23 protein-coding genes, 5 tRNA genes and 1 pseudogene are annotated in these 24,593 nt (G+C 72.9%); 19 read left to right on the forward strand and 10 right to left on the reverse strand.

The genetic code is table 11. The features are described 5' to 3' along the window. The 4 genes and pseudogenes from ACZ6Y7_RS31365 to ACZ6Y7_RS31380 all read right to left on the reverse strand — a co-directional run. Nucleotides 1-155 (reverse strand): annotated as a pseudogene (locus ACZ6Y7_RS31365) (ATP-binding protein); the annotation flags it as partial. Next, a complete protein-coding gene (locus tag ACZ6Y7_RS31370) occupies nt 136-561 on the reverse strand; it encodes a DUF742 domain-containing protein (protein WP_045706034.1) in 426 nt (141 codons plus the stop codon). The pseudogene ACZ6Y7_RS31365 and the gene ACZ6Y7_RS31370, both read right to left, overlap by 20 nt. A gap of 165 nt (nt 562-726) precedes the next feature. Next, a complete protein-coding gene (locus ACZ6Y7_RS31375; RefSeq protein WP_030291361.1) occupies nt 727-1,140 on the reverse strand; it encodes a roadblock/LC7 domain-containing protein in 414 nt (137 codons plus the stop codon). Nucleotides 1,141-1,150: 10 nt separating this feature from the next. Beyond that, nucleotides 1,151-4,843, reverse strand: a complete 3,693-nt coding sequence (locus ACZ6Y7_RS31380; protein ID WP_465761331.1) for a nitrate- and nitrite sensing domain-containing protein — start codon at nt 4,841-4,843, stop codon at nt 1,151-1,153. Nucleotides 4,844-5,482: 639 nt separating this feature from the next. Here ACZ6Y7_RS31380 and ACZ6Y7_RS31385 point away from each other — a divergent pair. From ACZ6Y7_RS31385 to ACZ6Y7_RS31420, 8 genes are all read left to right on the forward strand, one after another. Then, nucleotides 5,483-5,701 (forward strand): hypothetical protein, encoded by a 219-nt coding sequence (locus ACZ6Y7_RS31385; protein WP_465761332.1) that lies wholly within the window; start codon nt 5,483-5,485, stop codon nt 5,699-5,701. 241 nt (nt 5,702-5,942) lie between these two features. Next, nucleotides 5,943-6,743, forward strand: a complete 801-nt coding sequence (locus ACZ6Y7_RS31390) for a fumarylacetoacetate hydrolase family protein (protein WP_465761333.1) — start codon at nt 5,943-5,945, stop codon at nt 6,741-6,743. Beyond that, a complete protein-coding gene (gene gltX, locus ACZ6Y7_RS31395; RefSeq protein ID WP_465761334.1) occupies nt 6,736-8,235 on the forward strand; it encodes a glutamate--tRNA ligase in 1,500 nt (499 codons plus the stop codon). Before ACZ6Y7_RS31390 ends, gltX begins: the two co-directional genes overlap by 8 nt. 239 nt (nt 8,236-8,474) lie before the next feature. Next, nucleotides 8,475-8,546 (forward strand) — tRNA-Gln (locus ACZ6Y7_RS31400). A 36-nt stretch (nt 8,547-8,582) separates the two neighbouring features. After that, nucleotides 8,583-8,655 (forward strand) — tRNA-Glu (locus ACZ6Y7_RS31405). Between the two features lie 27 nt (nt 8,656-8,682). Then, nucleotides 8,683-8,755, forward strand: a tRNA-Glu gene (locus ACZ6Y7_RS31410). Nucleotides 8,756-8,781: 26 nt separating this feature from the next. Next, a tRNA-Glu gene (locus tag ACZ6Y7_RS31415) sits at nt 8,782-8,854 on the forward strand. A 65-nt stretch (nt 8,855-8,919) separates the two neighbouring features. Next, a tRNA-Gln gene (locus tag ACZ6Y7_RS31420) sits at nt 8,920-8,994 on the forward strand. Nucleotides 8,995-9,150: 156 nt separating this feature from the next. Here the strand turns inward: ACZ6Y7_RS31420 and ACZ6Y7_RS31425 are convergent. Beyond that, nucleotides 9,151-9,864, reverse strand: a complete 714-nt coding sequence (locus ACZ6Y7_RS31425; protein WP_030246527.1) for an IclR family transcriptional regulator — start codon at nt 9,862-9,864, stop codon at nt 9,151-9,153. Nucleotides 9,865-10,099: 235 nt separating this feature from the next. On the opposite strand from ACZ6Y7_RS31425, the gene leuC reads away from it, so the two are divergent. The 4 genes from leuC (at nt 10,100) to ACZ6Y7_RS31445 (ending at nt 13,537) form a co-directional block, all read left to right on the forward strand. Further along, entirely contained in the window at nt 10,100-11,539 is a 1,440-nt protein-coding gene (leuC, locus tag ACZ6Y7_RS31430) for a 3-isopropylmalate dehydratase large subunit (RefSeq protein WP_465761335.1), read from the forward strand. 3 nt (nt 11,540-11,542) lie between these two features. Continuing rightward, on the forward strand, nt 11,543-12,139 hold the full coding sequence (gene leuD, locus ACZ6Y7_RS31435) for a 3-isopropylmalate dehydratase small subunit (protein WP_465761336.1): 597 nt from the start codon (nt 11,543-11,545) through the stop codon (nt 12,137-12,139). Nucleotides 12,140-12,321: 182 nt separating this feature from the next. Further along, entirely contained in the window at nt 12,322-12,669 is a 348-nt protein-coding gene (locus ACZ6Y7_RS31440) for an SCO5555 family protein (protein ID WP_263455706.1), read from the forward strand. A gap of 133 nt (nt 12,670-12,802) precedes the next feature. Beyond that, on the forward strand, nt 12,803-13,537 hold the full coding sequence (locus tag ACZ6Y7_RS31445) for an HU family DNA-binding protein (RefSeq protein ID WP_465761337.1): 735 nt from the start codon (nt 12,803-12,805) through the stop codon (nt 13,535-13,537). A gap of 223 nt (nt 13,538-13,760) precedes the next feature. On the opposite strand, the gene ACZ6Y7_RS31450 is transcribed toward ACZ6Y7_RS31445, so the two are convergent. Both ACZ6Y7_RS31450 and cofC read right to left on the reverse strand, forming a co-directional pair. After that, nucleotides 13,761-13,982, reverse strand: coding sequence for a hypothetical protein (locus ACZ6Y7_RS31450; RefSeq protein ID WP_030257846.1), 222 nt, complete (start codon nt 13,980-13,982; stop codon nt 13,761-13,763). Nucleotides 13,983-14,070: 88 nt separating this feature from the next. Then, the gene (cofC, locus tag ACZ6Y7_RS31455; protein WP_465761338.1) at nt 14,071-14,754 is read right to left on the reverse strand and encodes a 2-phospho-L-lactate guanylyltransferase; all 684 of its coding nucleotides are present in this window, start codon (nt 14,752-14,754) and stop codon (nt 14,071-14,073) included. Nucleotides 14,755-14,985: 231 nt separating this feature from the next. Between cofC and ACZ6Y7_RS31460 the strand changes: the two genes are divergently transcribed. The 3 genes from ACZ6Y7_RS31460 to ACZ6Y7_RS31470 all read left to right on the forward strand — a co-directional run bounded on the left by ACZ6Y7_RS31460 (nt 14,986) and on the right by ACZ6Y7_RS31470 (nt 18,053). After that, complete coding sequence (locus ACZ6Y7_RS31460; protein WP_465761339.1) at nt 14,986-15,819, forward strand: lysophospholipid acyltransferase family protein; 834 nt, start codon at nt 14,986-14,988, stop codon at nt 15,817-15,819. 14 nt (nt 15,820-15,833) lie between these two features. Beyond that, nucleotides 15,834-16,820, forward strand: coding sequence for an NAD(P)H-dependent glycerol-3-phosphate dehydrogenase (locus ACZ6Y7_RS31465; RefSeq protein WP_465761413.1), 987 nt, complete (start codon nt 15,834-15,836; stop codon nt 16,818-16,820). 87 nt (nt 16,821-16,907) lie between these two features. Then, the gene (locus ACZ6Y7_RS31470) at nt 16,908-18,053 is read left to right on the forward strand and encodes a D-alanine--D-alanine ligase family protein (RefSeq protein WP_465761340.1); all 1,146 of its coding nucleotides are present in this window, start codon (nt 16,908-16,910) and stop codon (nt 18,051-18,053) included. Between the two features lie 114 nt (nt 18,054-18,167). On the opposite strand, the gene ACZ6Y7_RS31475 is transcribed toward ACZ6Y7_RS31470, so the two are convergent. Beyond that, the gene (locus tag ACZ6Y7_RS31475; RefSeq protein ID WP_465761341.1) at nt 18,168-18,686 is read right to left on the reverse strand and encodes a DUF3515 family protein; all 519 of its coding nucleotides are present in this window, start codon (nt 18,684-18,686) and stop codon (nt 18,168-18,170) included. 79 nt (nt 18,687-18,765) lie between these two features. Continuing rightward, complete coding sequence (locus ACZ6Y7_RS31480) at nt 18,766-18,999, reverse strand: Lrp/AsnC family transcriptional regulator (RefSeq protein ID WP_402224647.1); 234 nt, start codon at nt 18,997-18,999, stop codon at nt 18,766-18,768. 225 nt (nt 19,000-19,224) lie between these two features. On the opposite strand from ACZ6Y7_RS31480, the gene ACZ6Y7_RS31485 reads away from it, so the two are divergent. From ACZ6Y7_RS31485 to thiD, 3 genes are all read left to right on the forward strand, one after another. Continuing rightward, on the forward strand, nt 19,225-20,190 hold the full coding sequence (locus ACZ6Y7_RS31485) for a thiamine-phosphate kinase (protein WP_350634183.1): 966 nt from the start codon (nt 19,225-19,227) through the stop codon (nt 20,188-20,190). A gap of 219 nt (nt 20,191-20,409) precedes the next feature. After that, nucleotides 20,410-21,435, forward strand: a complete 1,026-nt coding sequence (locus ACZ6Y7_RS31490) for an ATP-dependent 6-phosphofructokinase (protein ID WP_465761342.1) — start codon at nt 20,410-20,412, stop codon at nt 21,433-21,435. 24 nt (nt 21,436-21,459) lie between these two features. Next, complete coding sequence (gene thiD, locus ACZ6Y7_RS31495) at nt 21,460-22,272, forward strand: bifunctional hydroxymethylpyrimidine kinase/phosphomethylpyrimidine kinase (protein ID WP_465761343.1); 813 nt, start codon at nt 21,460-21,462, stop codon at nt 22,270-22,272. A gap of 171 nt (nt 22,273-22,443) precedes the next feature. On the opposite strand, the gene rpmB is transcribed toward thiD, so the two are convergent. Further along, a complete protein-coding gene (rpmB, locus tag ACZ6Y7_RS31500) occupies nt 22,444-22,629 on the reverse strand; it encodes a 50S ribosomal protein L28 (RefSeq protein WP_014138233.1) in 186 nt (61 codons plus the stop codon). 312 nt (nt 22,630-22,941) lie between these two features. Between rpmB and ACZ6Y7_RS31505 the strand changes: the two genes are divergently transcribed. Further along, a complete protein-coding gene (locus ACZ6Y7_RS31505; RefSeq protein ID WP_465761344.1) occupies nt 22,942-24,573 on the forward strand; it encodes a DAK2 domain-containing protein in 1,632 nt (543 codons plus the stop codon). The last annotated feature ends 20 nt before the right edge of the window (nt 24,574-24,593 follow it).

The following is a 24,593-nucleotide window of genomic DNA, read 5'->3' on the forward strand; positions in this document are numbered from 1 at the left end:
GCGGAGGCCGAGGTCATGACGGCTTCGGTGCGCAGGGGGTTGATCTCGGAGACGGCGCCGACGAGCGTGGTCTTGCCGACACCGAAGCCGCCCGCCACGACGATCTTGGCCGACGTCGTGGCGCGGGCGGGTCCGTTAGAGCTTGCGAAGTCCACTGAGGACCCTTTCGAGCAGCGTGACATCGGGCGTTCCGCCCGACTCGCCCGCGGCGGCGGGCTGGTGGATGGCGACGAGACCGGCTTCGGCGAGGTCGGCGACGAGGATGCGGGCGACCCCGAGCGGCACACCGGCCAGCGCGGAGATCTCCGCGATGGACTTGACCTCACGGCAGAGGTTGACGATCCGGGCGTGCTCGGGCAGCAGCCCGCCGGTGCGCTCGGCGGAGCCGGTGGTGGAGATCAGGGCCTCGATGGCGAGCTGGTAGCGGGGACGGGTCCGGCCACCGGTCATCGCGTACGGGCGGACCAGCGGCTGCTGCTCGTAGCCGTCGGACTGCTGCCCGCCGTAGCCGCTGCCGTACCCGTTGCCGTACGGGCCGGCGGGTGTCGAGGGCGGGGTCATGGGTCCTCCTTGTGCTGCAGCCTTGAGCAGCCGGTTCCAGCTGGGGCGGTGCCAGCTGAGGCGGGATCAGCTGCCTGAGGGTAGCTGAGGGTGAGACGCCGGGACCGGTCGGGTCGGACCCGGCGGGGAGGTGGGACGGGTTGGGTTGGTCCGTGCGGGCCCAGGTCAGTGCAGGAGACTGCCCTGGAGTTCCGCGCGAAGTGCGGGGGTGAGGACGGCGCCGGCGCGGTCGACGAGCAGGGCCATCTCGTAGCCGACCAGGCCGATGTCGGAGTCGGGGGCGGCCAGGACGGCGAGGGCGGAGCCGTCGCTGATGGCCATGAGGAACAGGAAGCCCCGCTCCATCTCGACGACGGTCTGGTTGACCTCGCCGCCCTCGAAGATCCGGCTGGCGCCGGAGGTGAGGGAGGTGAGGCCGGAGGCGACGGCGGCGAGCTGGTCGGCGCGGTCCCGGGGGAAGCCCTCGGACATGCACAGGAGGAGGCCGTCCGCGGAGACCACCACGGTGTGGGACACCCCGGGGGTGTTGTCCACGAAGTTGGTGATCAGCCAGTTCAGGTTCTGTGCGGCCTGGCTCATCTGGTTCAACTCAACGCTCCTGGTGTTCTGCGCCGTTGCCGTCGCTCCGGCCACCGAAACTATCGAATCCGGGCTGCTGGGCACCATGCTGGAAGCCCGGCAGGTTGGCGGCCTGCTCGGCCCCGGCCCGCCGGCCCTGCTGGATGCCGCGGCGCAGGTTGGTCAGCCGACCGCGGACCTCCTCGGGGGCCCGGGAGACCTGGGGACCGGTCAGCGGGGAGGCCTCGGCGGTGCCGGAGACCAGGTTCGCCTGCGGGGTCCGCCGGGGCAGGCCCGACATGGTGACACCGCTGGTCGAGGGCTCGCGCACCTGCTCGGCGCGGCGCCAGCGCTCGTCGTTCGCGGACGGGCGCCAGGGCGCCTCGCCGCCCGGCTGCGGCTGGTGCTGCGGGGCCTGCGGCTGCGGCTGGTGCTGCTGCGGAGCCTGCTGGTGCGGGGCCTGCTGCTGCGGGGCCTGCGGGGCCTGGCCCTGCTGGAACTCCGGCGCGGAGGTGCCGGGCCGGCGTGGCTGGTACGCCTGCGGCCGGCCGTCGGCCTGCGGGTGCCAGGCCTGCTGGTCGGCGGCCGCCGACGGGCCGGTCGGCAGCGCCATCGGCTCCTGGTGCGTCAGCGGCTGCGGCTGCTGCGGGGCCTGCTCCTGGCGCACCGGCTCCGGCCGCGCCGGGTTCGGCACGTTCGGCAGCACCGGCTCGACCAGGCCGAGGCCCAGCGGGTCGCGCGGGTCGATCTGGCTGGCCTCGAAGCGCGGCCGGGCGAACTGCTGGGTGCTCTCCACCGGCGCGGGCTCGGCCGACGGCAGCGGCTGGGGCTGGGCCTGCTGGGCGTGCTGCTGGGCCTGCTGCGGCGGCAGCTGCGGCTGGCGGTCGCGCTGCGGCGCGTCCGGGCCGGGACGCTGCGGACGGCGCTGGGCCTGACCGGCCGGGCCACCCGGGGCACCGGGGCCCTGGCGGCCGGGGGCGCGCTGCGGCAGCCCGTCCTGCGGACGGCTGCCCGGACGGGCACCCTGCTGCGGGGCGCCCGGACCACCGGGACGGCCGTGCTGGGGCTGCTCGCCGGTCCGGGGGCCCGGACCGCCGTCGAACTCGCCACCGGGGCGCGGCCGGTCCTGGCCGGGCTGCTGCTGGCCGGGCCGGGGCTGGCCGGGCTGCTGCGGGGCCTGCTGGCGGCCGCGGCGGGGCAGGCCGTTCGGGCCGCCCTGCGGCGGTCCGGCCTGCGGCGGGCCCTGGCGGCCGGGCGTGCGCTGCGGCAGGCCGCCCTGCGGGGCCTGCTGCGGAGCCTGCTGCTGGGGGGCCTGCTGCTGGCGCTGCGGGGCCTGCTGCGGCTGCGCGGGCTGTCGGCCCTGGGCCTGGCCCTGCGGGACCGGGTTCTCCTGGAGCGACCTGCCGACCTGGCGGGTCGGCAGACCGCCGGCGCGGCCGCCGGGAGCGCCCGGACCGGCCTGCGCGCCCGGCCCGGCCGGACCGCCCTGGCCCAGCTGCGGGCGGCCGCCCTGCGGGGCACCGCCGGCCGGGCCCTGGCCGAGCGCGGCCGGACCGCCCTGGCGGCCGGGCGCCACCTGGCGCTGCTGACGCGGCGTCGGGGCGGCCCCGCGCTGCTGCTTGCCCTGCGCGGCGCCGGGGCGGCCGGCGCCGCGGCGGTCGCCGGAGTTGGTGACGTCCACCGGGAGCATGACCAGCGCGGTGGTGCCGCCGGAGTCGCTGGGGCGCAGCTGGATGCGGATGCCGTGGCGCAGCGACAGACGACCGACCACGAAGAGGCCCATGCGGCGGGAGACCGAGACGTCCACCGTCGGCGGGTTGGCGAGGCGCTCGTTGATCTCGGCCAGGTCGTCGGGGCTCAGACCGATGCCGGTGTCGTGGATCTCGACCAGCACGCGGCCGTCCGGCAGCGCGTGGCCGGTGACCCGGACGCGGGTCTGCGGGCTGGAGAACGAGGTCGCGTTCTCCAGCAGCTCGGCGAGCAGGTGGACGAGGTCGTTGACGACGCGGCCGGCGACCTCGGCCGACGGCACGGCGGCGAGCTCGATGCGCTCGTACTGCTCCACCTCGGAGGCGGCGGCGCGGAGCACGTCGACCAGCGGGACGGGCCTGGTCCAGCGGCGGCCCGGGTCCTCACCGGCGAGGACGAGGAGGTTCTCGCCGTTGCGGCGCATGCGGGTCGCGAGGTGGTCCAGCTTGAAGAGGTTGGCCAGCTGGTCCGGGTCCGCCTCGCGGCTCTCCAGCTCGGAGATGAGCGACAGCTGGCGCTGGATGAGGCCCTGGCTGCGGCGCGAGAGGTTGGTGAACATCGCGTTGATGTTGCCTCGCAGGAGGGCCTGCTCGGCGGCGAGGCGGACGGCCTCGCTGTGCACCATGTCGAAGGCGTGCGCCACGTGGCCGATCTCGTCGGCGGAGTCGACGGCGACCGGCTCGACCGTGGTGTCGACGTCGTGCGGGTCGCTCTCGGAGAGGGTCTTGACCAGCTCGGGCAGACGGCGCTCGGCGACGTCCTCGGCCGCGGCCTGCAGACGGGTCAGCGAGCGCACCATCGAGCGGGCGATCAGACCGGCGCCACCGAGGGCGACGAGCAGCACCAGGGCGACCGCGACACCGATGATCAGGGCGTCCGTGTCGGCCTGGGACTGGAGGTCCTGGGCCTTGCCGTCGAGGTTCTCGATCAGCTTGGACTCGATCCGCTTCTCGGCGCTGATCTTGGCGCTGGCCTTCTCGTACCAGTCCTTGTAGCTGACCGGCTCGGTCTGGTGGATGCCGCCCTGGGTGAGGATCGTCTGCGCGTAGCGGTCGGCGTCGGCGACCACGCCGTTGTAGCTCAGCTGGCTGCGCAGGTTGTCCAGGTCGTGCGCGGTGTAGATGTTGTTGAAGCTGGCGATCGCGTTGTCGTACGACAGGCGCAGGCGGATGCCGAAGGACTCGTCGCTCAGGCTGAGGTCGGGGGCCTTGGGGTTGGCGAGCGCGGCGCTGATCAGGGCCCGCTGCTGCGAGGTTGCGTTCTTGGCGAGCGAGAACTGCTGCAGCGCGCGGGTGGAGACGACCAGGTCCTTGTTGTTCGAGGCGAGCGCGATGTCCTGGGTGATGGACAGCAGGTCGCGGATGATCACGTCGTAGGCGGTGATCGTCGACTGGATGTTCTGGTTGTTCTGGTACGGCGCGCCGCGGGTGTCCGCGACGGAGTTCAGGTCGCGGCGGATCTGCAGCAGCAGGGCCTTCCCGCCGGACAGTTCGAGGTTCTCGAACCTGTCGGAGGACGCGGTGAAGGTGCGGCTGAGGTCGTCCGTGGCCTTGCGGGCGGCGACGATGTCGTCGTCCAGCTGGCCGTTCGGATCGTGGGTGATCGGGCCGGCGCTGATGTCGCGCTCGGTCTGCAGCGCGTCGGCGAGGTTGGTCGCCTTCTTGGCCAGGTCGGACAGGTTGGCCATCTGCGCGAGTTGCTGCGAGTTCTCCATCGAGGTCTGGATGCGCAGGCCACCGAGGACCAGCGAGACCAGGACGGGGAGGGCGAGCAGGGCGATCAGACGGGTGCGGATGCGCCAGTTGCGCATCGCGAGCCGGTTCAGACCGGTGGCCCGGCGCCGGGTCAGGGAGGTCCGGAGCTTGTCCCGGGCGGACTTCCGCTCCTGGCCGTCCTCCTCCGGTCGGCCGACGGCCTCGGGCGTCACCGGCTCGGCCGGGCCGCCGGGCGTCGCCGCCTGCTGGGGGCCTGTCACGGGCTCGCGCGACTCCGGGTTCCCCGCGGCGCCGCTACCCCTTTTGAAACGTCCCTGCACTGGCGTCGCAACCTCTGGACCGGGCGTCCCGCCGCGTCGCCGCGGCCTGGACGGTGTCGAGTTTCCATCCGCTCCCCGGCCGGTCCGGGAGAGCGGGTCACCGGGGTGGACCACTCCCTACCCACGGTCCGTCGCATTCCAGCACAGCCGGGGAATCCCAACAAGGGCCGCAGGACGCGGGCGCCCGGCGCTACCGACCGCGTGCGGGATCTCACTGACTGTGCGGTAACCGGACCGGAATACCGCCTTTTTCGGACACTCGCCGGATACATGCCAACCGGACCCTAGATCGACAAGAGTCACAGACCGTCCGGAATGACCGTTACCGGCCGAATGTCGGAAAATTCCGATGCGGCGATATGTCGGATATCCGTGTTTTGCTCGGGATTTTGTGAGCAAAATCACAGACTAATGTGTAGCTTTGGTCACGGTCTCTGTGGAAAGAGATCTCGTAATCTGGCTGTCTCCGGAGCACGGCCGCGATCAGCCTGCCCAGAACCCCTCCGAATCAATCGGAATCACTCAGGCCGGTGCCGATCCGCCGCGGATCCGCCCGGCCACGACCACGAGGTGCTCTCGATGTCCCAGGCGAAGAAGGCCACCAAGTCCACGCTGTCCTGCCGCCCGACGGCGAACCCGCGCCGGACGACGCTGGCCTCGGTCGAGGACTTCAGCAAGATCCCCGGCGCCCGCAAGCCCGAGGACGTCGTGACCTACGGCACCGAGCTGCCGGCCGTCACGGCCAACCCGCGCCGCACCCAGCTGATGGTCGCCCCGGTCGTCGTGGTGCGGGACTGACCCCCGGCGCGTTCCCGTCGAGGGCGCCGTCGTCACCCGGTGACGACGGCGCCCTCGTGCTGTCGCCCCGACCGGGCCGAGCGCTGTCGCCCCGACCGTGCTGAACAGGGGCAAAGCGGTCGGCCGAGGCCCCACGCGATAGCCTGGAGGCCGATTGACGGGGCCGCGCCCACCCGTGGCGAGGGCCCACCAGCGCCCGGGCGCGCCCCGGGCGGCCGACGAAGCGAGGGGTAGCCCAGCCGTGCGCATTGCCAGGTTTTCCGTCCGGGAAGGGAGCCCTGCCGCCGGCAGCGTCTCCTTCGGTGTGGTGGAGGGCGACCCTTCCCAGCCCGACTCGCTGGTCGTCCACGCGCTGGCCGGCCACCCGTTCGGCCAGCCCCAGCCCACCGGCGAGAGCTACCGGCTCCAGGACGTGCGGCTGCTCAGCCCGATGCTCCCGAACAAGATCGTGGCGGTCGGCCGCAACTACGCGGCGCACGCGCAGGAGCTGGGCAACGAGGTCCCGGACGTCCCGCTGACCTTCTTCAAGCCGTCCACCGCGGTGATCGGCCCGACCGAGAACATCGCGTACCCGCCGTTCTCCTCGGACGTCCAGCACGAGGCCGAACTGGCCGTGGTGATCGGCCGGATGTGCCGCGAGGTGCCGCTGGACCGGGTGCCCGAGGTGATCCTCGGCTACACCTGCGCCAACGACGTCACCGCGCGGGACGTCCAGCAGCGCGAGGGCCAGTGGGCCCGGGCCAAGGGCTTCGACACCTCCTGCCCGCTCGGCCCGTGGATCGAGACCGACCTCGACCCGAGCGACCTCGCCGTCACCTGCACGGTCAACGGCGAGCTCCGCCAGACCGGCCGCACCTCCCTGATGGTCCGCTCGGTCGCCGAGCTGATCGTCCACATCTCCGAGGCCATGACGCTGCTGCCCGGCGACGTCATCCTCACCGGCACGCCCGCAGGGGTGGGCCCGCTCAACGTCGGCGACGAGGTCGCCGTCTCCATCGAAGGCATCGGCACTCTCACCAACAAGGTGATCAAGCGTGGCTAACACTGACCCGGCCGTCCGGGTTCGCTTCTGTCCGTCCCCCACCGGCAACCCCCACGTGGGCCTGGTCCGCACCGCCCTCTTCAACTGGGCCTTCGCCCGCCACAACGGCGGCACGCTGGTCTTCCGGATCGAGGACACCGACTCCGCCCGCGACTCCGAGGAGTCGTACGGCCAGCTGCTCGACGCCATGCGCTGGCTCGGCTTCGACTGGGACGAGGGCCCGGAGGTCGGCGGCCCGCACGCGCCGTACCGCCAGTCGCAGCGGATGGACATCTACGCCGACGTCGCCCGCCGCCTGCACGAGGCCGGCCACGCCTACCACTGCTACTGCAGCACCGAGGAGCTGGACGCCCGCCGCGAGGCCGCCCGCGCGGCCGGCAAGCCCTCCGGCTACGACGGCCACTGCCGCGAGCTGACCGAGGACCAGGTTGCCGTCTACAAGCTGGAGGGGCGCGAGCCCATCCTGCGCTTCCGGATGCCCGACAAGACGATCTCCTTCGACGACCTGGTGCGAGGCACGCTCACCTTCGAGCCGGAGAACGTGCCGGACTACGGCATCGTCCGGGCCAACGGCGCCCCGCTGTACACCCTGGTCAACCCGGTGGACGACGCCCTGATGGGCATCACCCACGTGCTGCGCGGCGAGGACCTGCTGTCCTCCACCCCGCGGCAGATCGCGCTGTACGCCGCGCTCGCCGAGATCGGCGTCGGCAACGGCACCACCCCGCGCTTCGGCCACCTGCCGTACGTGATGGGCGAGGGCAACAAGAAGCTCTCCAAGCGCGACCCGCAGTCCTCGCTCAACCTGTACCGCGAGCGCGGCTTCATCCCCGAGGGCCTGCTCAACTACCTGTCCCTGCTGGGCTGGTCGCTGGCCGAGGACCGCGACATCTTCGGCATGGACGAGATGGTCGCCGCCTTCGACATCGCCAAGGTGAACGCCAACCCGGCCCGCTTCGACCTCAAGAAGTGCGAGGCGATCAACGCCGAGCACGTCCGCAAGCTGGCCCCGGAGGACTTCGCCCGCCGCCTGGTGCCGTTCCTGCAGGCCGCCGAGCTGCTGCCGGCCGAGCCGACCGCCGAGCAGCTGGACGTGCTCGCCAAGGTCGCGCCGCTCACCCAGGAGCGGATGGTCGTGCTGAGCGAGATCGTCAACATGGCCGGCTTCCTGTTCGTGGCGCCGGAGAAGTTCGCCGTGGACCCGGACGACGCGGCCAAGGCGCTGACGGCGGACGCCCGCCCGGTGCTGGAGGCCAGCATCAAGGCGCTGGAGGAGCTCGCGGACTTCACCCCGGAGCCGATCCAGGCCGCGCTGCGCGAGGCGCTGGTGGACGGCCTGGGCATCAAGCCCAAGTTCGCCTTCACGCCGCTGCGGGTGGCCGTCACCGGCCGCCGGGTCTCGCCGCCGCTGTTCGAGTCCATGGAGCTGCTGGGCCGCCCGGAGACGCTGCGTCGCCTGCGGGCCGCCCTGGACGCCCTGCCGGCCGCCTGAGCGGGCCGTCGAGCAGGCCGCGGGCCCGGCTGCGTGCCGGGCCCGCGGCGTACCCGGAGGTCATCCGCCGGCCCCCCGCGCGCTGCCTGGGGTTATCGATTTTGGAGCCGGGGCCGACGTCGGGTAATGTTCTTTCTGCGCCGCCCGGGAGGGAACGGACGAGGGAGCGAAAGCCCCCCGGACCGGGACCGACCGAGAGGCGCAACGCCTGAGAAGGGCCCGCAGGGGTTCAACTCTGGTGGGGTATGGTGTAATTGGCAGCACGACTGATTCTGGTTCAGTTAGTCTAGGTTCGAGTCCTGGTACCCCAGCGCAGTACGCGAGTACGGCACACAAAAGAAGATCAAGCCCCCGTTGTGTAGCGGCCTAGCACGCTGCCCTCTCACGGCAGTAGCGCCGGTTCGAATCCGGTCGGGGGTACTGATCCCGCAAGGGATCACCTGGAAAGCCCCCGTTGTGTAGCGGCCTAGCACGCTGCCCTCTCACGGCAGTAGCGCCGGTTCGAATCCGGTCGGGGGTACTGATCCCGCAAGGGATCGCCAGGAAGCCCCCGTTGTGTAGCGGCCTAGCACGCTGCCCTCTCACGGCAGTAGCGCCGGTTCGAATCCGGTCGGGGGTACGTCAGAGCAGGAAGCCGGTGGCTGTGTTCTTCCCAGGACATGCCCATCGGCCCTTGCTTTGTGTTGGGGTATGGTGTAATTGGCAGCACGAGTGATTCTGGTTCATTTAGTCTAGGTTCGAGTCCTGGTACCCCAGCCAGAAAAGAAAGGCCCCGGTTCCCGGGGTCTTTTTCGTTTTCCCGGCCGTTATCCGCTCACCGGAACCCCGAAGGGCCCCGCTCGGAATCGAGCGGGGCCCTTCCGGTTCATCGGTGGGGGAGGGGTGGGTGGGGGATTTCGCCGGGGCAGCGGGGGTTCAGCTGCGGCGGAGGGCCTCGGTGAGCCGGTTCGCGGCCTCGATGATGGCCTGGGCGTGCAGGCGGCCGGGGTGGCGGGTCAGGCGCTCGATCGGGCCGGACACCGACACGGCGGCCACCACGCGGTTGGAGGGGCCGCGGACGGGAGCGGAGACGGACGCGACGCCCGGCTCGCGCTCGCCGATCGACTGGGCCCAGCCGCGCCGCCGGACGCCGCTCAGCGCGGTGGCGGTGAAGCGGGCGCCCTGCAGGCCGCGGTGGAGCCGCTCGGGCTCCTCCCAGGCCAGCAGGACCTGGGCGGCCGAGCCGGCCTTCATCGGCAGGGTGCTGCCGACCGGGACGGTGTCCCGCAGGCCGGAGAGCCGCTCGGCGGCGGCTACGCAGATCCGCATCTCGCCCTGGCGGCGGTAGAGCTGTGCGCTCTCGCCGGTGACGTCGCGCAGGTGGGTCAGGACCGGGCCCGCGGTGGCGAGCAGCCGGTCCTCGCCCGCCGCGGCGGAGAGTTCGGACAGGCGGGGACCGAGGATGAAGCGTCCCTGCATGTCCCTGGTGACCAGACGGTGGTGTTCGAGTGCGACGGCGAGTCTGTGGGCCGTGGGGCGCGCCAGACCGGTGGCGGCGACCAGCCCCGCCAACGTGGCGGGGCCCGACTCCAGTGCGCTGAGCACCAGAGCGGCCTTGTCGAGAACGCCGACGCCGCTAGTGTTGTCCATGCCCTAAGACTGCAGTCTCATTCCGCGAGACGCAAGTTCAATCTTCCGAGAAAAGCGCCACTCTGGATGCAGCAGCCCGGGAGACATCCAGGATGTGGCCTCGTCCGAGTGTCCGCATCGTGGACAGCGATCCGGCGTGCAGGTCGCGCGGACGCGCCCCGCCCGCAGGGCGGCGCACGTATTCGACCTCGACGACACGAGAAGGCCGGCAACGCGGCCGGCTGGAGGGAATCCGATGGGACGGACACTCGCAGAGAAGGTCTGGGACGACCACGTCGTGCGGCGCGCGGAGGGCGAGCCCGACCTCCTGTTCATCGACCTGCACCTGCTCCACGAGGTCACCAGCCCGCAGGCCTTCGACGGGCTGCGACTGGCCGGCCGCAAGGTCCGCCGCACCGATCTGACGATCGCCACCGAGGACCACAACACCCCCACCCTGGACATCGACAAGCCGATCGCCGACCCGGTCTCCAAGGTGCAGCTGGAGACCCTGCGCAGGAACGCCGCCGAGTTCGGCGTCCGGATCCACTCGCTCGGCGACGTCGAGCAGGGCGTCGTGCACGTCGTCGGCCCGCAGCTCGGCCTCACCCAGCCCGGCATGACCGTGGTCTGCGGCGACTCCCACACCTCCACCCACGGCGCCTTCGGCGCGCTGGCGTTCGGCATCGGCACCAGCCAGGTCGAGCACGTGCTGGCCACCCAGACCCTGCCGCTGGCGCCGTTCCGGACCATGGCGGTCACCGTCGAGGGCGAACTGCCCGAGGGCGTCACCGCCAAGGACCTGATCCTGGCCGTCATCGCCAGGATCGGCACCGGCGGCGGCCAGGGCTACGTCCTGGAGTACCGCGGCTCGGCGATCCGGAGCCTGTCCATGGAGGCCCGGATGACCATCTGCAACATGTCGATCGAGGCCGGCGCCCGGGCCGGCATGATCGCCCCGGACGAGACCACCTTCGCGTACCTCAAGGGCCGCCCGCACGCCCCGAAGGGCGAGGACTGGGACGCCGCCGTCGCGTACTGGAGCACCCTGGGCACCGACGAGGACGCGGTCTTCGACCACGAGATCTTCATCGACGCGAGCGAGCTGAGCCCGTTCGTCACCTGGGGCACCAACCCCGGACAGGGCGCCCCGCTCGGCTCGAACGTGCCGGACCCGGCCTCCTTCGCCGACCCGCAGGAGCGCCTGGCCGCCGAGAACGCCCTCGCGTACATGGGCCTGGAGGCCGGCACCCCGCTGCGCGAGGTGAAGGTCGACGCCGTCTTCGTCGGCTCCTGCACCAACGGCCGGATCGAGGACCTGCGGGCCGCCGCCGCCCTGCTGGAGGGCCGCCGGATCGCCGACGGCGTACGGATGCTGGTGGTGCCCGGCTCGGTCCGGGTCGCCCTGCAGGCCGTCGAGGAGGGCCTGGACAAGGTGTTCACCGCGGCCGGCGCCGAATGGCGCCACGCCGGCTGCTCGATGTGCCTGGGCATGAACCCCGACCAGCTGGCCCCCGGCGAGCGCTGCGCCTCCACCTCGAACCGCAACTTCGAGGGCCGGCAGGGCAAGGGCGGCCGCACCCACCTGGTCTCGCCGCAGGTCGCCGCCGCGACCGCCGTCCTGGGCCGCCTCGCCGCCCCCGCCGACCTGAACCCCGCCGCCCCGGCGGACACCGACGTTGCCGTGGAGGCCTGAGCCATGGAGAAGTTCACCACCCACACCGGCCGGGCCGTCCCGCTGCGCCGCAGCAACGTGGACACCGACCAGATCATCCCGGCCCACTGGCTCAAGAAGGTCACCCGATCCGGTTTCGAGGACGGGTTGTTCGAGGCCTGGCGCAAGGACGAGTCGTTCATCCTCAACCGGCCCGAGCGGCAGGGCGCCACCGTCCTGGTCGCCGGCCCGGAGTTCGGCACCGGCTCCTCCCGCGAGCACGCCGTCTGGGCGCTGCAGAACTACGGCTTCCACGCGGTCATCTCGTCCCGCTTCGCCGACATCTTCCGGGGCAACTCGCTGAAGAACGGACTGCTGACGGTCGTCCTGCCGCAGGAGACCGTGGAGCGGCTCTGGGCGCTCACCGAGAGTGACCCCACGGCCGAGATCACCGTTGACCTGGAGGCGCGCGAAGTGCGGGCCGAAGGGGTCACGGCACCCTTCGAACTGGACGACAACGTGCGGTGGCGCCTGCTCAACGGCCTGGACGACATCAGCATCACGCTGCAGAACGAGGCCGACATCGCCGCCTTCGAGGCGACCCGCCCGGCGTTCAAGCCGCGTACTCTGCCGGTCGCCTGAGTTCCCCTCAGAACAAGCATTCTGACGATCCGCCGGATGGCCCGCGCTCCCCTCGGGGGGGCCGGGCCATCCGGCGTTCCGGAGCACGAGTTAGCGCCGCGGCCCGCCCCGGATTGCCCATTTGGCTTTGCGGAAGAGGGCCCCGCGCAAGTACAACTGCGGGTAGATGGCACAATCAGTACATGCACCGGCACCATGAACCTCCGTACGCGGGCGGCGAACCCGCGGCTGAGGACTCCGTGGGCCGGCCATCCGAACGCCGAATTGACGATCGGCCGGACGTCACCTCCGCGCCAGCTGAGGGGCCGGACGACCAGGAAGTCGCAGCGCTCTACGCGCTCGTGGCCGAGCGGTTGAAGCAAGCTCACGCCCGCGTGCATGCGCTGAACGTGTCTGCCGATGCAAAGACCGCTCTCACCCGTCAACTCCTCATCGTCACCGAGACCGCCAAGCGCGATCTTCCGGAGGCGGCAAGGCGGTTGAGTCGCTTTGTACATGACCTCGACGAGGGGCCCCCGCCGCTCGACTGAGGTCGCCGACGCGCAAATCCATTGCGACACTAGGGTGATTCGCGCGTTTGGTAATTGAAAGTCCGCAGATACATACCTAACGTGCGAAAAGAACGGATGGAATCATCCGGCGCCCGTTTCCGAAGGGGAAGACGTGAACAAGGCTCAGCTTGTCGAAGCGGTGGCCGAGCAGCTGGGCGGTCGCAAGGCTGCCGCAGAGGCCGTCGACGCAGTGCTCGACACCATGGTCCGTGCCGTCGTGGCCGGTGACCGGGTTTCGGTCACCGGTTTCGGCACCTTCGAGAAGGTGGAGCGCTCCGCGCGCTTCGCCCGCAACCCGCAGACCGGCGAGCGGGTCAAGGTCAAGAAGACCTCGGTGCCCCGCTTCCGCCCGGGCCAGGGCTTCAAGGACCTGGTCAGCGGCAGCAAGAAGCTGCCGAAGGAAGGCCCCTCGGTGAAGAAGGCCCCCAAGGGCTCCCTCACCCCGGGCAAGAGCGGCGTGGCCGCCACCCCGGCCGCCAAGCGCGCCGCCACCAAGCGCGCCGCCACCGCCGCTGCCGCCGCCGCTCCGGCCACCAAGAAGGCCGCCGCCAAGAAGACGGCCACCACGGCTGCCGCGAAGAAGACCACGGCCACCCCCGCGAAGAAGGCGACCGCCACCGCGAAGAAGTCCGCGGCGAAGACCACCGCCGCGAAGACCACCGCCGCCAAGAAGACCACGGCGGCCGGGAGCAAGAAGACGGCCGCCGCGAAGAAGGCGACCACCACGGCTGCCGCCAAGAAGACCACGGCGACCGCCAAGAAGGCGACCGCCACGGCCAAGAAGACGGCCCCGGCGAAGAAGACCGCCACCCGCAAGACCACCGCGCGCAAGACCACTGCCAAGTAGGTCCCGCGCGACCGTCCTCGGACGGCCTTCGGCGAAGAGCCGCGGCGCCCCTCCCCGCATTGCGGAGACCGGTCGCCGCGGCTCTTCGGATTTCCGGGCGCTTAGTCAGGATTCGAGGGCAGTCACTCGCCCGCTCGCCGATCCGAGGGGGCTCGGGGCGGGGTCGCCCGCCCGACTGTGGGCGGTGGGGCGGTCGGTCCGTGGGCGGAGGAGCCCGGCGGGGTCAGCCCTCGGCGGGGTCGGGGAAGGTCTGCAGCGTCACGAAGACCACGCGGCGGGCCTCGCCGGTGCCCTCGGTGCGGATCCGCACCCGCTGGCCGGGCCGCAGCAGCCGCAGGCCGCCGGCGTCGAAGGCGGCCGCGTCGAACGGCACCGGGGTCCCGTCGTCGAGCAGCACGGAGCCGGCCCGGGTGGCGGGGTCGAAGGTGAACGCGGTGGCCTGCATGTCAGCAGCATAGCGAGCGGGCCGGTGCGGGCCCGGGCCGCGGTCGGCCCGTGGACGGCCCCGCCACCGGGCCGCGGCCGGAGCGCCGTCAGGACTGGTTCAGGCGGGCGAACAGCGCGCTGGTGTGCGGGCCGAGGCCGAGCGCCGAGGCCGCGCCGAGGTCCGTACCGGTGTCGACGTCCCGGCGCACCGACTCGACGTCCGCGAGGCGCAGTTCGAACGCCCCGCCGGCGGCGTGCCGGGCGCGGGAGCCGTCCCCGAAGGCGGGGGAGAGCGGACGGCCGGGGGTGCAGGCGAGCAGGGTGGTGCCGAGGCCGGGGGAGTCCGGCAGGAAGGCCCGGCCGTTCGGCGGCACCGCGCCCAGCACCCGGGCCAGTTCGGTCGGGCGCAGCGCCGGGAGGTCCGCCGACAGGACGGCCAGGGGAGCCCGCGGGGCGAGCGCCCGGGCGGTCGAGGCGCCGTGCGCCAGCGCCGGGTTGAGGCCGCCACCGGGTTCGTCGGCGACCACCAGCGCGCCCAGGGCGGCCAGTCGGGCACCGGCGTCGGCGTCCCGGGTGACCACCAGGACGCGGGCGACGCCCGGGGTGGCCAGCGCCGCGGTGACGGTGTCGAGGGCGAAGGCCAGGGCCAGGGCGGCCCGGTGCGGCCCGGCGTAGGGGGCGAGTCTGCTCTTCGCCAGCGCGAGCGGCTTGAGCGGGAGCACCAGCGACCAGCCGGCGGTGGGTGCGGCGGGCGCGACGGGCCCGCTGGGGCGTACGGTGTCCTGGGTCATCGGCGTCATTGTGTCGCCGGTCCCGGAGCCCTCGCCAGGCCGTCCGAGCTGTGCGGACGTGCGTTTGATCACGCCCGCCCGGCGGGTTGGCGCGGCCGCTCGACAGCCGGTGAGCGGGCGGGCGACACTGTTCCGCGCCCCGTGGCCCGGGCACCGGTGGCACCGGTGGCCGGCACCGGGAGGCCATGAGCGCGGCACTCCGAGTGCCGCATCGGATGAGAAGGAGCTGGGGTGGCCCGCCGCTCGTACGCCAAGTTCGGCAACGCCGACTACGGCATCTGGTACCGCTTCGCGGCCGTCCTGGTGAAGCCGGTGACGACCGCCCTGGTGAAGCCCGACTGGCGGGGCTGGGAGCACATTCCGAAGGAAGGCGGCTTCATCGCCGCGGTGAACCACAATTCGATCATCGACCCGGTGATCTACGCGCACTGGCAGTACAACAGCGGCCGCCCGCCGCGCATTCTCGGCAAGTCCTCGCTGTTCTCGATTCCCTTCATCGGATTCATGCTGCGCAAGACCGGGCAGATTCCGGTGTTCCGCGAGTCGACCGACGCGGCGCAGGCGTTCCGGGCCGCGATCGACGCCGTCAACAGCGGCCAGTGCGTGCAGTTCTACCCGGAGGGCACGCTCACCCGGGACCCGGACCTGTGGCCGATGACCGGCAAGAGCGGCGTCGCCCGGGTCGCGCTGATGACCGGCGCGCCGGTCATCCCGGTCGCCCACTGGGGGGCCCACGAGATCATCCCGCCGTACGGCCGGCCCGGTTACGGGAAGGGCAAGTTCAACCTGTTCCCCCGGCACCGGGTGACCGTCGCGGCCGGCCCCGCGGTGGACCTGAGCAAGTACCGGGGCCAGGAGCTCACCGCGCAGGTGCTCGCCGACGCGACCGAGGACATCATGGCGGCGATCACCGCCGTGCTGGCCGAGGTCCGCGGCGAGCAGCCGCCGGCCGAGCGCTACGACATGCGCAAGGCCGCCCGGGAGCGCGCCGCGGCGGCGCTGGCCGAGCGCCGGCGCGCCAAGGGCGAGCAGCCGGGCACCGGCGCCGGGGAGGCGGACCGGTGACGCGCTGCGCCGTGATGGGGACCGGCTCCTGGGGCACCGCGTTCGCGATGGTGCTCGCCGACGCGGGCTGCGAGGTCGTGCTGTGGGCCCGCCGCCAGGAACTGGCGGACGCCGTCAACTCCACGCACGAGAACCCGGACTACCTGCCGGGCGTGCGGCTGCCCGACACCGTGCGAGCCACCACCGACGCCGCCGAGGCGCTGGCCGGCGCCGACTTCGCCGTCCTGGTGGTGCCCTCGCAGACGCTGCGCGACAACCTGGCCGCCTGGACGCCGCTGATCGAGCCGCAGACCGTGCTGGTGAGCCTGATGAAGGGCATCGAACTCGGCACCGCCAAGCGGATGAGCGAGGTCATCGACGAGGTCGCCAAGGTCGGACCGGAGCGCGTCGCGGTGGTCAGCGGACCCAACCTGGCCAAGGAGATCGCCAACCGGCAGCCCGCGGCCAGCGTGGTGGCCTGCACCGACGAGGCGGTCGCCAAGCGGCTCCAGGCGGCCTGCCACACGCCGTACTTCCGGCCGTACACCAACACCGACGTGGTGGGCTGCGAACTCGGCGGCGCGGTCAAGAACGTGATCGGCCTGGCGGTCGGCATGGCGGCCGGCATGGGGCTCGGCGACAACACCAAGGCCACGCTGATCACCCGGGGGCTGGCCGAGACCGCCCGGCTCGGCGAGGTGCTGGGCGCCGACCCGCACACCTTCGCGGGGCTCGCCGGGATGGGCGACCTGGTCGCCACCTGCTCCTCGCCGCTGTCCCGCAACAACACCTTCGGGATGAACCTGGGCCGGGGCATGTCGCTCGCGGAGACCATCGCGGCCACCCGGCAGACCGCGGAGGGCGTCAAGTCCTGCGAGTCGGTGCTGGACCTGGCCCGGCGCAACGGGGTCGACATGCCGATCGTCGAGGCCGTGGTGGACGTCGTGCACAACGGGCGGCCGACCCAGGAGGCGCTGCAGACGCTGATGTCGCGCTCGGCGAAGGCGGAGCGGCGGCGCTGAACGGCGGCGCCGACGGCGCCGCGAGGGTGTGGGCGCCGGGGCGGTTGACGTCCCGGAAACACGTCGCACGGTAGTCTCAAACCCGATATGAGCATCGAACAGTCCTCCCCGAACCCGTCCGCCCCGAAGCCGCGCGTCGCGCTGGTCTTCGGCGGGCGCAGCTCCGAGCACGCCATCTCGGTCTCCACCGCGGGCAGCGTGCTCAGGGCGATCGACCGCGACAAGTACGACGTGCTGCCGATCGGCATCACGCACGAGGGCCGCTGGGCGCTGACCAGCGACGAGCCGGCCCGGATGGCCATCACCGACGGCAAGCTGCCGGACGTGGCGCAGGTCGCCGAGTCCGTCGACGCGCAGGTCTCGCTGCCCGTCGCCCCGGGCAGCCGGGAGGTGCTGCTGAGCGAGCCGGGGAGCACCCCCAAGGCCCTCGGCGAGGTCGACGTGGTGTTCCCGCTGCTGCACGGCCCCTGGGGCGAGGACGGCACCCTGCAGGGCCTGCTGGAGCTCTCCGGCGTCCCGTACGTCGGCAACGGCGTGCTGGCCAGCGCGGCCGGCATGGACAAGGAGTTCGCCAAGCGGATCCTGGCCTCGCACGGGCTCGGCGTCGGCCGCTACACCGTCGTGCGGCCGCGCGACTGGGAGACCGAGGCGGGCCGCGCCGCGGTGCGCGAGCGGGCCGCCGAGCTCGGCCTGCCGCTGTTCGTGAAGCCCTGCCGCGCCGGGTCCAGCATCGGCATCACCAAGGTGAAGGACCTGGCCGACCTCGACGCCGCGATCGAGGAGGCCCGTCGGCACGACCCCAAGCTGATCATCGAGGCGGGCGTGACCGGCCGCGAGATCGAGTGCGGCGTGCTGGAGTTCGAGGACGGCCCCCGCGCCAGCGTGGCCGGTGAGGTCCTGGTCGGCGAGGGCTACGACTTCTACGACTTCGAGGCCAAGTACATCGACTCCTCGGACGTGCAGATCCCGGCGCGGCTCACCCCCGAGGAGCTCGCCGAGATCCAGCGCCAGGCGATCGCGGCCTTCGAGGCGCTCGGCTGCGAGGGCCTGGCCCGGGTGGACTTCTTCCTGCTGGAGGACGGCACCTGGATGATCAACGAGGTCAACACCATGCCCGGCTTCACCCCCATCTCGGCGTACCCGAAGATGTGGGAGGCCAGTGGGGTCCCGTACCCGGAGCTGATCGACCGGCTGCTGCAGGCGGCGCTGCGGCGCTCGACCGGGCTGCGCTAGCGGTTCGTACGGCGAGGGCGGGCCGGGACGCTCCCGGCCCGCCCTCGGTCCGTCGGTGCCGGGCGGCCGCGCCGGGGACGCCGTCAGCCGGGGACGTCGACGGTAGGGACGCCGTCAGCCGGGGATGTTGGCCTTGACCAGCGGCGTCAGTGCGGCGGCCGGGTCCAGCGGGCTGCCGTAGACACCGGGCGGGGAGATCACCTCGACGTAGGCCGCGCGCATCGTCGCGACCAGGCGGTAGCTGCCGTCGTCCCGCTTCGTCGACCACCAGGTGAGGTCGTCGACGGTGGGGGACAGGTCCTGGGCGTGCGGCCCGTTCAGCTCCTCGGGCCGGTCGATGCCGCACCGCATGACCGTCCTGGGCGAGCTGCCCCAGACGGCCACGTACGGCGAGGCGGGCGACGGGTCCTCGCGGGGGTGCCCGAGCAACTCCCGCGGCAGCGCGGCGGCCAGGGCCCGGCAGTAGTCGGCCGCCTTGCCGCTCGGCTGCGGGACCTCGATGTCCTGGTCGCCCGGCCCCCAGCTGCCGACCAGCACGACGACCGTGCACGTCAGCGCGACGGGCAGGGCCAACCAGCGGATCGGCGCCGGCAGGGCGGACAGCGCCTTGGGGACACGGAGTTCTCGGGCCACCCGGTGATGGTAGCCGGGCCCCGGGGCGAGGGCCTCGCCGACGGCGGGGCCCGGGAGACGACCTACCGCGGAGCGGGCCTCAGAGGTGGACCACCGGACAGGTCAGGGTGCGGGTGATGCCCTCGACCTTCTGGACCTGGGCGACCACCATGCGGCCCAGCTCGTCCACCGTCCCGGCCTCGGCCTTGACGATCACGTCGTAGGGGCCGGTCACGTCCTCGGCGGTGAGCACGCCGGGGATCTTGGAGATCAGCTCGGCCACCGCGGTGGCCTTTCCTACCTCGGTCTGGATCAGGATGTATGCCTGTACCACAAGGACCTCCCGGCGGCCGGTTACGGGGATCGCCGCCGTGATCGCCCAGAGAAGGCGTCGGGTGGAAACGGGGTCACCGGCAGGCTGATCACCACGCTACCGCGCAGCGGGCCGGGGAGGGGAGACTTCGGCGCCCCCGAAGGGCGTACGCTGCGCGCGGGGGAGCGCGACGGGGACCGGACCGGATGGCGGCGCCATCCGGTAGGAAAGGCGAGAGGACGGCAGATGCAGGGGACCGTGGGCGAGCTCGGCGAGTTCGGCCTCATCAGGGAGCTGACCGCCCGGGTGCCGCTCACCGATGCGGTCGACCTCGGCCCGGGTGACGACGCCGCGGTGGTGCGGGCACCGGACGGCCGGGTGGTCGCGACCACCGACGTCCTGATCGAGAACCGGCACTTCCGCCGGGACTGGTCCACCGCCTACGACGTGGGCCGCAAGGCCGCGGCCCAGAACCTGGCCGACGTGGCCGCGATGGGGGCGGTGCCGACCGCGATACTGCTCGGCCTGGTCGCCCCCGCCGACCTGCCGACCACCTGGGCGACCGAGCTGATGGACGGGCTGCGCGACGAGTGCCAGGTCGCCGGGGCGACGGTGGTCGGCGGCGACGTGGTGCGCGGCGACACCGTCACCCTGGCCATCACGGCGCTCGGGGACCTGCAGGGGCGCGCGGCGGTGACGCGCTCCGGCGCGCAGGTCGGCGACGTCGTCGCGGTGACCGGCTGGCTGGGCTGGTCGGCCGCCGGGCTGACCGTGCTGCAGCGCGGCTTCCGCTCCCCGCGCGCCTTCGTCGAGGCGCACCGCAGGCCCGAGCCGCCGTACCACGCGGGCCCGGCGGCGGCCGAGTTGGGCGCCACCTCGATGATCGACGTGAGCGACGGACTGGTCGCCGACCTCGGCCACGTCGCCCGGGCCAGCGAGGTGGACATCGACCTCAAGGCCGCCGACTTCGACGTCCCGGCGCAGATGGCGGACATCGGCCAGGCGGTCGGGGTGGACCCGTTGGTCTGGGTGCTCTCCGGCGGCGAGGACCACGCGATCGTGGCGACCTTCCCGCGCGGCGTCCAACTCCCGGCCCGCTGGCGGGTGGTGGGCGAGGTGACCGGTCGCCCGACGGGCAGCCGCAGCGGCCGGGTGACGGTCGACGGCGCGCCCTGGGACCGGGTCGGCGGCTGGGACCACTTCGCCGAGTAGGAGCTACTCGCGCGCTCGCCTCGTCGCTCGCCTCGTCGCGGGGACTCGCGCGCTCGGCACGGGGGCACCGTCTGCCGTGCGGGGTGCGGGACATGACGCTCCGGGCGTGCGGCGGACGGGCTTCGCGGGTGCGTTTTGCGTACGCTTGCCGCATCCGAGCCCGCCCGCCCCTCCCCGGCGCGGGCGGCCCGAACCACTGCGAGCGGGAGCACACCTGACATGCGCATCGGTGTACTGACCAGCGGCGGCGACTGCCCCGGTCTCAACGCGGTGATCCGCTCGGTGGTGCACCGGGGCACGGACGTCCACGGTGACGAGATCGTCGGCATCCTGGACGGCTTCCTCGGCCTGATCGAGGGCCGCACCCGGACGGTCTCGCACGACGACGTCACCGGCCTGCTCACCCTCGGCGGCACCATCCTGGGCTCGGCCCGGGTGCGGCGCGACCGGATCGAGTGGGCGGTGGAGAACGCCAAGGTGCTGGCCCGGGACATCGGCATCGACGCGTTGATCGCCATCGGCGGCGAGGGGACGCTGACCGCGGCCAAGCTGTTCAGCGACGCCGGACTGCCGGTGGTCGGGGTGCCGAAGACCATCGACAACGACATCGACGCCACCGACGTCACCTTCGGCTTCGACACCGCGGTGCACGTCGCGACCGAGGCGATCGACCGGCTGAAGACCACCGCCGAGTCCCACCAGCGGGTGATGGTGGTCGAGTTGATGGGCCGTCACACCGGCTGGATCACCCTCACCGCGGGCATGGCCGGCGGTGCGCACGGCATCCTGATCCCGGAGAAGCCCTTCGACATCGAGGCGGTGGCCCGGATGATCGAGGACCGCTTCGCGCGCGGCAAGAAGTTCGCCATCATCGCCGTCGCCGAGGGCGCCACTCCGGTGCCCGGCACGATGCGCTTCGACCACGGCGCGGTCGACCAGTTCGGCCACCGGACCTTCGGCGGGATCGGCAACCGGCTCGCCCACGAGCTGGAGGACCTGCTCGGCAAGGAGGCCCGTCCGGTCATCCTCGGCCACACCCAGCGCGGCGGCACCCCGACCGCCCGGGACCGGGTGCTCGCCACCCGCTTCGGCTGGCACGCCGTGGAGGCGGTCCACCGGGGCGCGTTCGGGCACTTCACCGCGCTGCGCCGGACCGGGATCGAACTGCTGCCGATCGGCGACGCGGTGACCCGGCTGAAGACGGTGCCGGAGGACCGCTGGGTGGAATCCGAGGCCGTGCTGTGAACCGGCGCAGGTAGGTTGGGACCCATGGTTTTGACTGCTCCTCCCCGGCCGGCCCCGCCCCGCGTGCTCACCATCGCCGGCTCCGACTCCGGCGGCGGCGCCGGCATCCAGGCCGACCTGAAGGCGATGCTCGCCCTCGGCGTCCACGGCATGAGCGTGATCACCGCCGTCACCGCGCAGAACTCGCTCGGCGTCCAGGGCTACTGGGAACTGCCCGCCGAAGCCGTCCGGGCGCAGTTCCGCAGCGTGGTCGACGACATCGGGGTGCAGGCCGTGAAGACCGGCATGCTCGCGTCCGTCGAACTGGTCGAGACCGTCTCGGACCTGCTGGCCGGCGTGGCCGCCCCGGTGGTCGTCGATCCGGTCGGCGTCTCCAAGCACGGGGACGCGCTGCTGGCCGCCGAGGCCGTCGGCACCGTCCGCGCGAAGCTGCTGCCGGTCGCCACCCTGGCCACCCCCAACCTGCACGAGGTGACGCAGCTCACCGGCCGGACCGTCGAGGACGAGGGGCAGATGCTGGACGCCGCCAAGGCACTGCTCGACCTGGGCCCGCGCTGGGTGCTGGTCAAGGGCGGCCACCTGGAGGGCGAGGCCGCCGACCTGCTGTACGGCGGGCCGGGAGAGGTGCACTGGTACCGGGCGCCGCGTCACGACAACCGGCACACCCACGGCACCGGGTGCACCCTGGCCAGCTCGATCGCGGCCGGCCTCGCCAAGGGGGAGCCGCTGCCGGAGGCGGTCGGCTCGGCCAAGGAGTACGTCACCGGCGCGATCGCCGGGGGCTTCGCGCTGGGCGCCGGGATCGGGCCGGTCGACCACGCCTGGCGCTGGCGCTGATCGGCCCGGACGGCGCGGCGGCCCGGACAGGACACTGGTGGGCGGGTTCCCGAGGGAGCCCGCCCACCAGTGGTGAGTCCGGAAAGCGGCGTCGCCGGCCGTGGAAACAGCGAAGCCGGCCCATCCGAGGATGAACCGGCTCACTGGAGGACCGGCATGCCGGTCTGCGCGTCAGCGCGAGACCTTACCGGCCTTGATGCACGAGGTGCAGACGTTGAGCCGCTTCGGCGTCCGCCCAATCACAGCGCGCACCGTCTGGATGTTGGGGTTCCAACGACGGGGGGTACGGCGGTGAGAGTGGGAGATGCTGTTGCCGAAGCCCGGCCCCTTGCCGCAGACGTCGCAGTTGGCAGCCACAGGAGTCACTCCAAGACTTCAGATCAGATACTTTCGAAAACCCCGCTCACCCACCGGAGCACTCACGTGAACCAGACCGGACAAGGGGGTGAGCCTGGACGGTTCCAGGCAACCGGAAGAGCATACAACGCTTGCTTCCGTCCCACGAAACTACCATGACCGGCTGAGTGATCGCTCCGGTCGCCGGTCCGGACGGGCCTGCCCGTCCCCGATAACCTGCCGGTACCACCCCTCGCCGCAGCCGCGCGGGCACTGCCGTTCCCGCCGGCCGTTCCCACCGGCCATCGCGACGTCCCATCCGGAGGAGACCTGGTGCTGCACACGCTCGACGCCCCGGCCGTGCGCACCTGGTGCCAGCTCGCCCTGCGCGCGCTCGGCCAGGCCCGCGAGGAGATCGACGCGCTCAACGTCTACCCGGTCCCGGACGGCGACACCGGCACCAACCTCTACCTGACCGTCGAGTCCGCCGCCGCCGCGGTGGAGAGCCGCTTCGCCGATCCCGCCGCCGACCCGGCCCCCGGCCTGGCCGACGCCGTCCGGGCGATGGCCCGCGGCGCGCTGATCGGCGCCCGCGGCAACTCCGGGGTGATCCTCGCCCAGTGGCTGCGCGGCACCGCCGAGACGCTCGCCGGGGGCGGCGGCGCCGAACACCTGCGGGCCGCCCTGCAGCGGGCCGCCGACTCCGCCTACCAGGCCGTCGCGGAGCCCGTCGAGGGCACCCTGCTGACCGTCGCCCGGGTCGCCGCCCGGGAGGCCGTCGGGGCCGGGGACGGCCTCGCACAGGTCGCCGACACCGCCTACCGGGCCGCCCGGGACGCGCTGCGGCACACCCCCGAGCAGCTCGCCGTGCTGGCCGAGAACGGCGTCGTGGACGCCGGCGGGCGCGGTCTGGTGGCCGTCCTCGGCGCGCTCGCCGACGCCGTCGCCGGGCAGCAGCCGATGGGACCGGTGGCGCTGCGCGGGGACGTCCGGGCCGTGGAGAGCTGCGAGGCGCACGTCCGGCCGCCCGGCCCCGGGCACCCCGCCTTCGAGGTCATCTACCTGCTGGACGCGCCGGACGAGGCGCTGCCCGCCCTGCGCGAACGGCTCGCCGGGCTCGGCGACTCGCTGGTGATCGGCGGCGGCGACGGCCTGTGGAACGTGCACGTCCACGTGGACGACGCGGGCGCCGCGGTGGAGGCCGGGGTGGAGGCCGGGCGCCCGCACCAGATCCGGATCACGCACTTCGCCGAGGCCGCCGCCCGGGCCGACCGATCCGCCGAGCGCGGCGAGCGCGAGGAGCGGGCCCGCGCGGTGCTCTCGGTGGTCTCCGGGCGGGGCCTGGCCGAACTCTGCGAGCAGGCCGGCGCCCTCGTCCTGCACGCCGACCCGGACCGCCCGCCCGCCAGCGCCGAACTCGCCGCCGCGGTGCGCCGCTCGGCCGCCCGGGAGGTCGTCCTGCTGCTCAACGACCCGGAGCTGCGCGCCGCCGCCGGGGCCGCCGCCGACCAACTGCGCGAGGAGGGCGTCCGGATCGCCGTCCTGCCCACCCGCTCGCCGGTGCAGGGACTGGCGGCGCTCGCGGTGCACGAGGGCGGCCGGCGCTTCGACGAGGACGTGGTCGCCATGACCTCCGCCGCCGGGGCCACCCGCTACGCCGAACTGGCCGTCGCCGAGGGCGAGTCCTGGACGATGGCCGGGGTCTGCCAGGCCGGGGACGTGCTCGGGCTGATCGACGGCGACGTCGCGGTGATCGGCGCGGGCCTGGCCGAGGTCGGCGAGAGCGTGCTGGACCGGATGCTCGGCGCGGGCGGCGAACTCGTCACCCTGATCCTCGGCGAGGGTGCGGACGAGGCGCTCGCCGAGCGGCTGGTCGCGCACGTGCGCCACCGGCGGCCCGAGGTGGACGCGGTGGTCTTCCACGGCGGGCAGGAGCCGGCACCACTGCTCATCGGGGTCGAGTAGCAGTCCGGTTTTGTCGGCCC

It is taken from the genome of Kitasatospora sp. NPDC053308, from assembly GCF_055585785.1.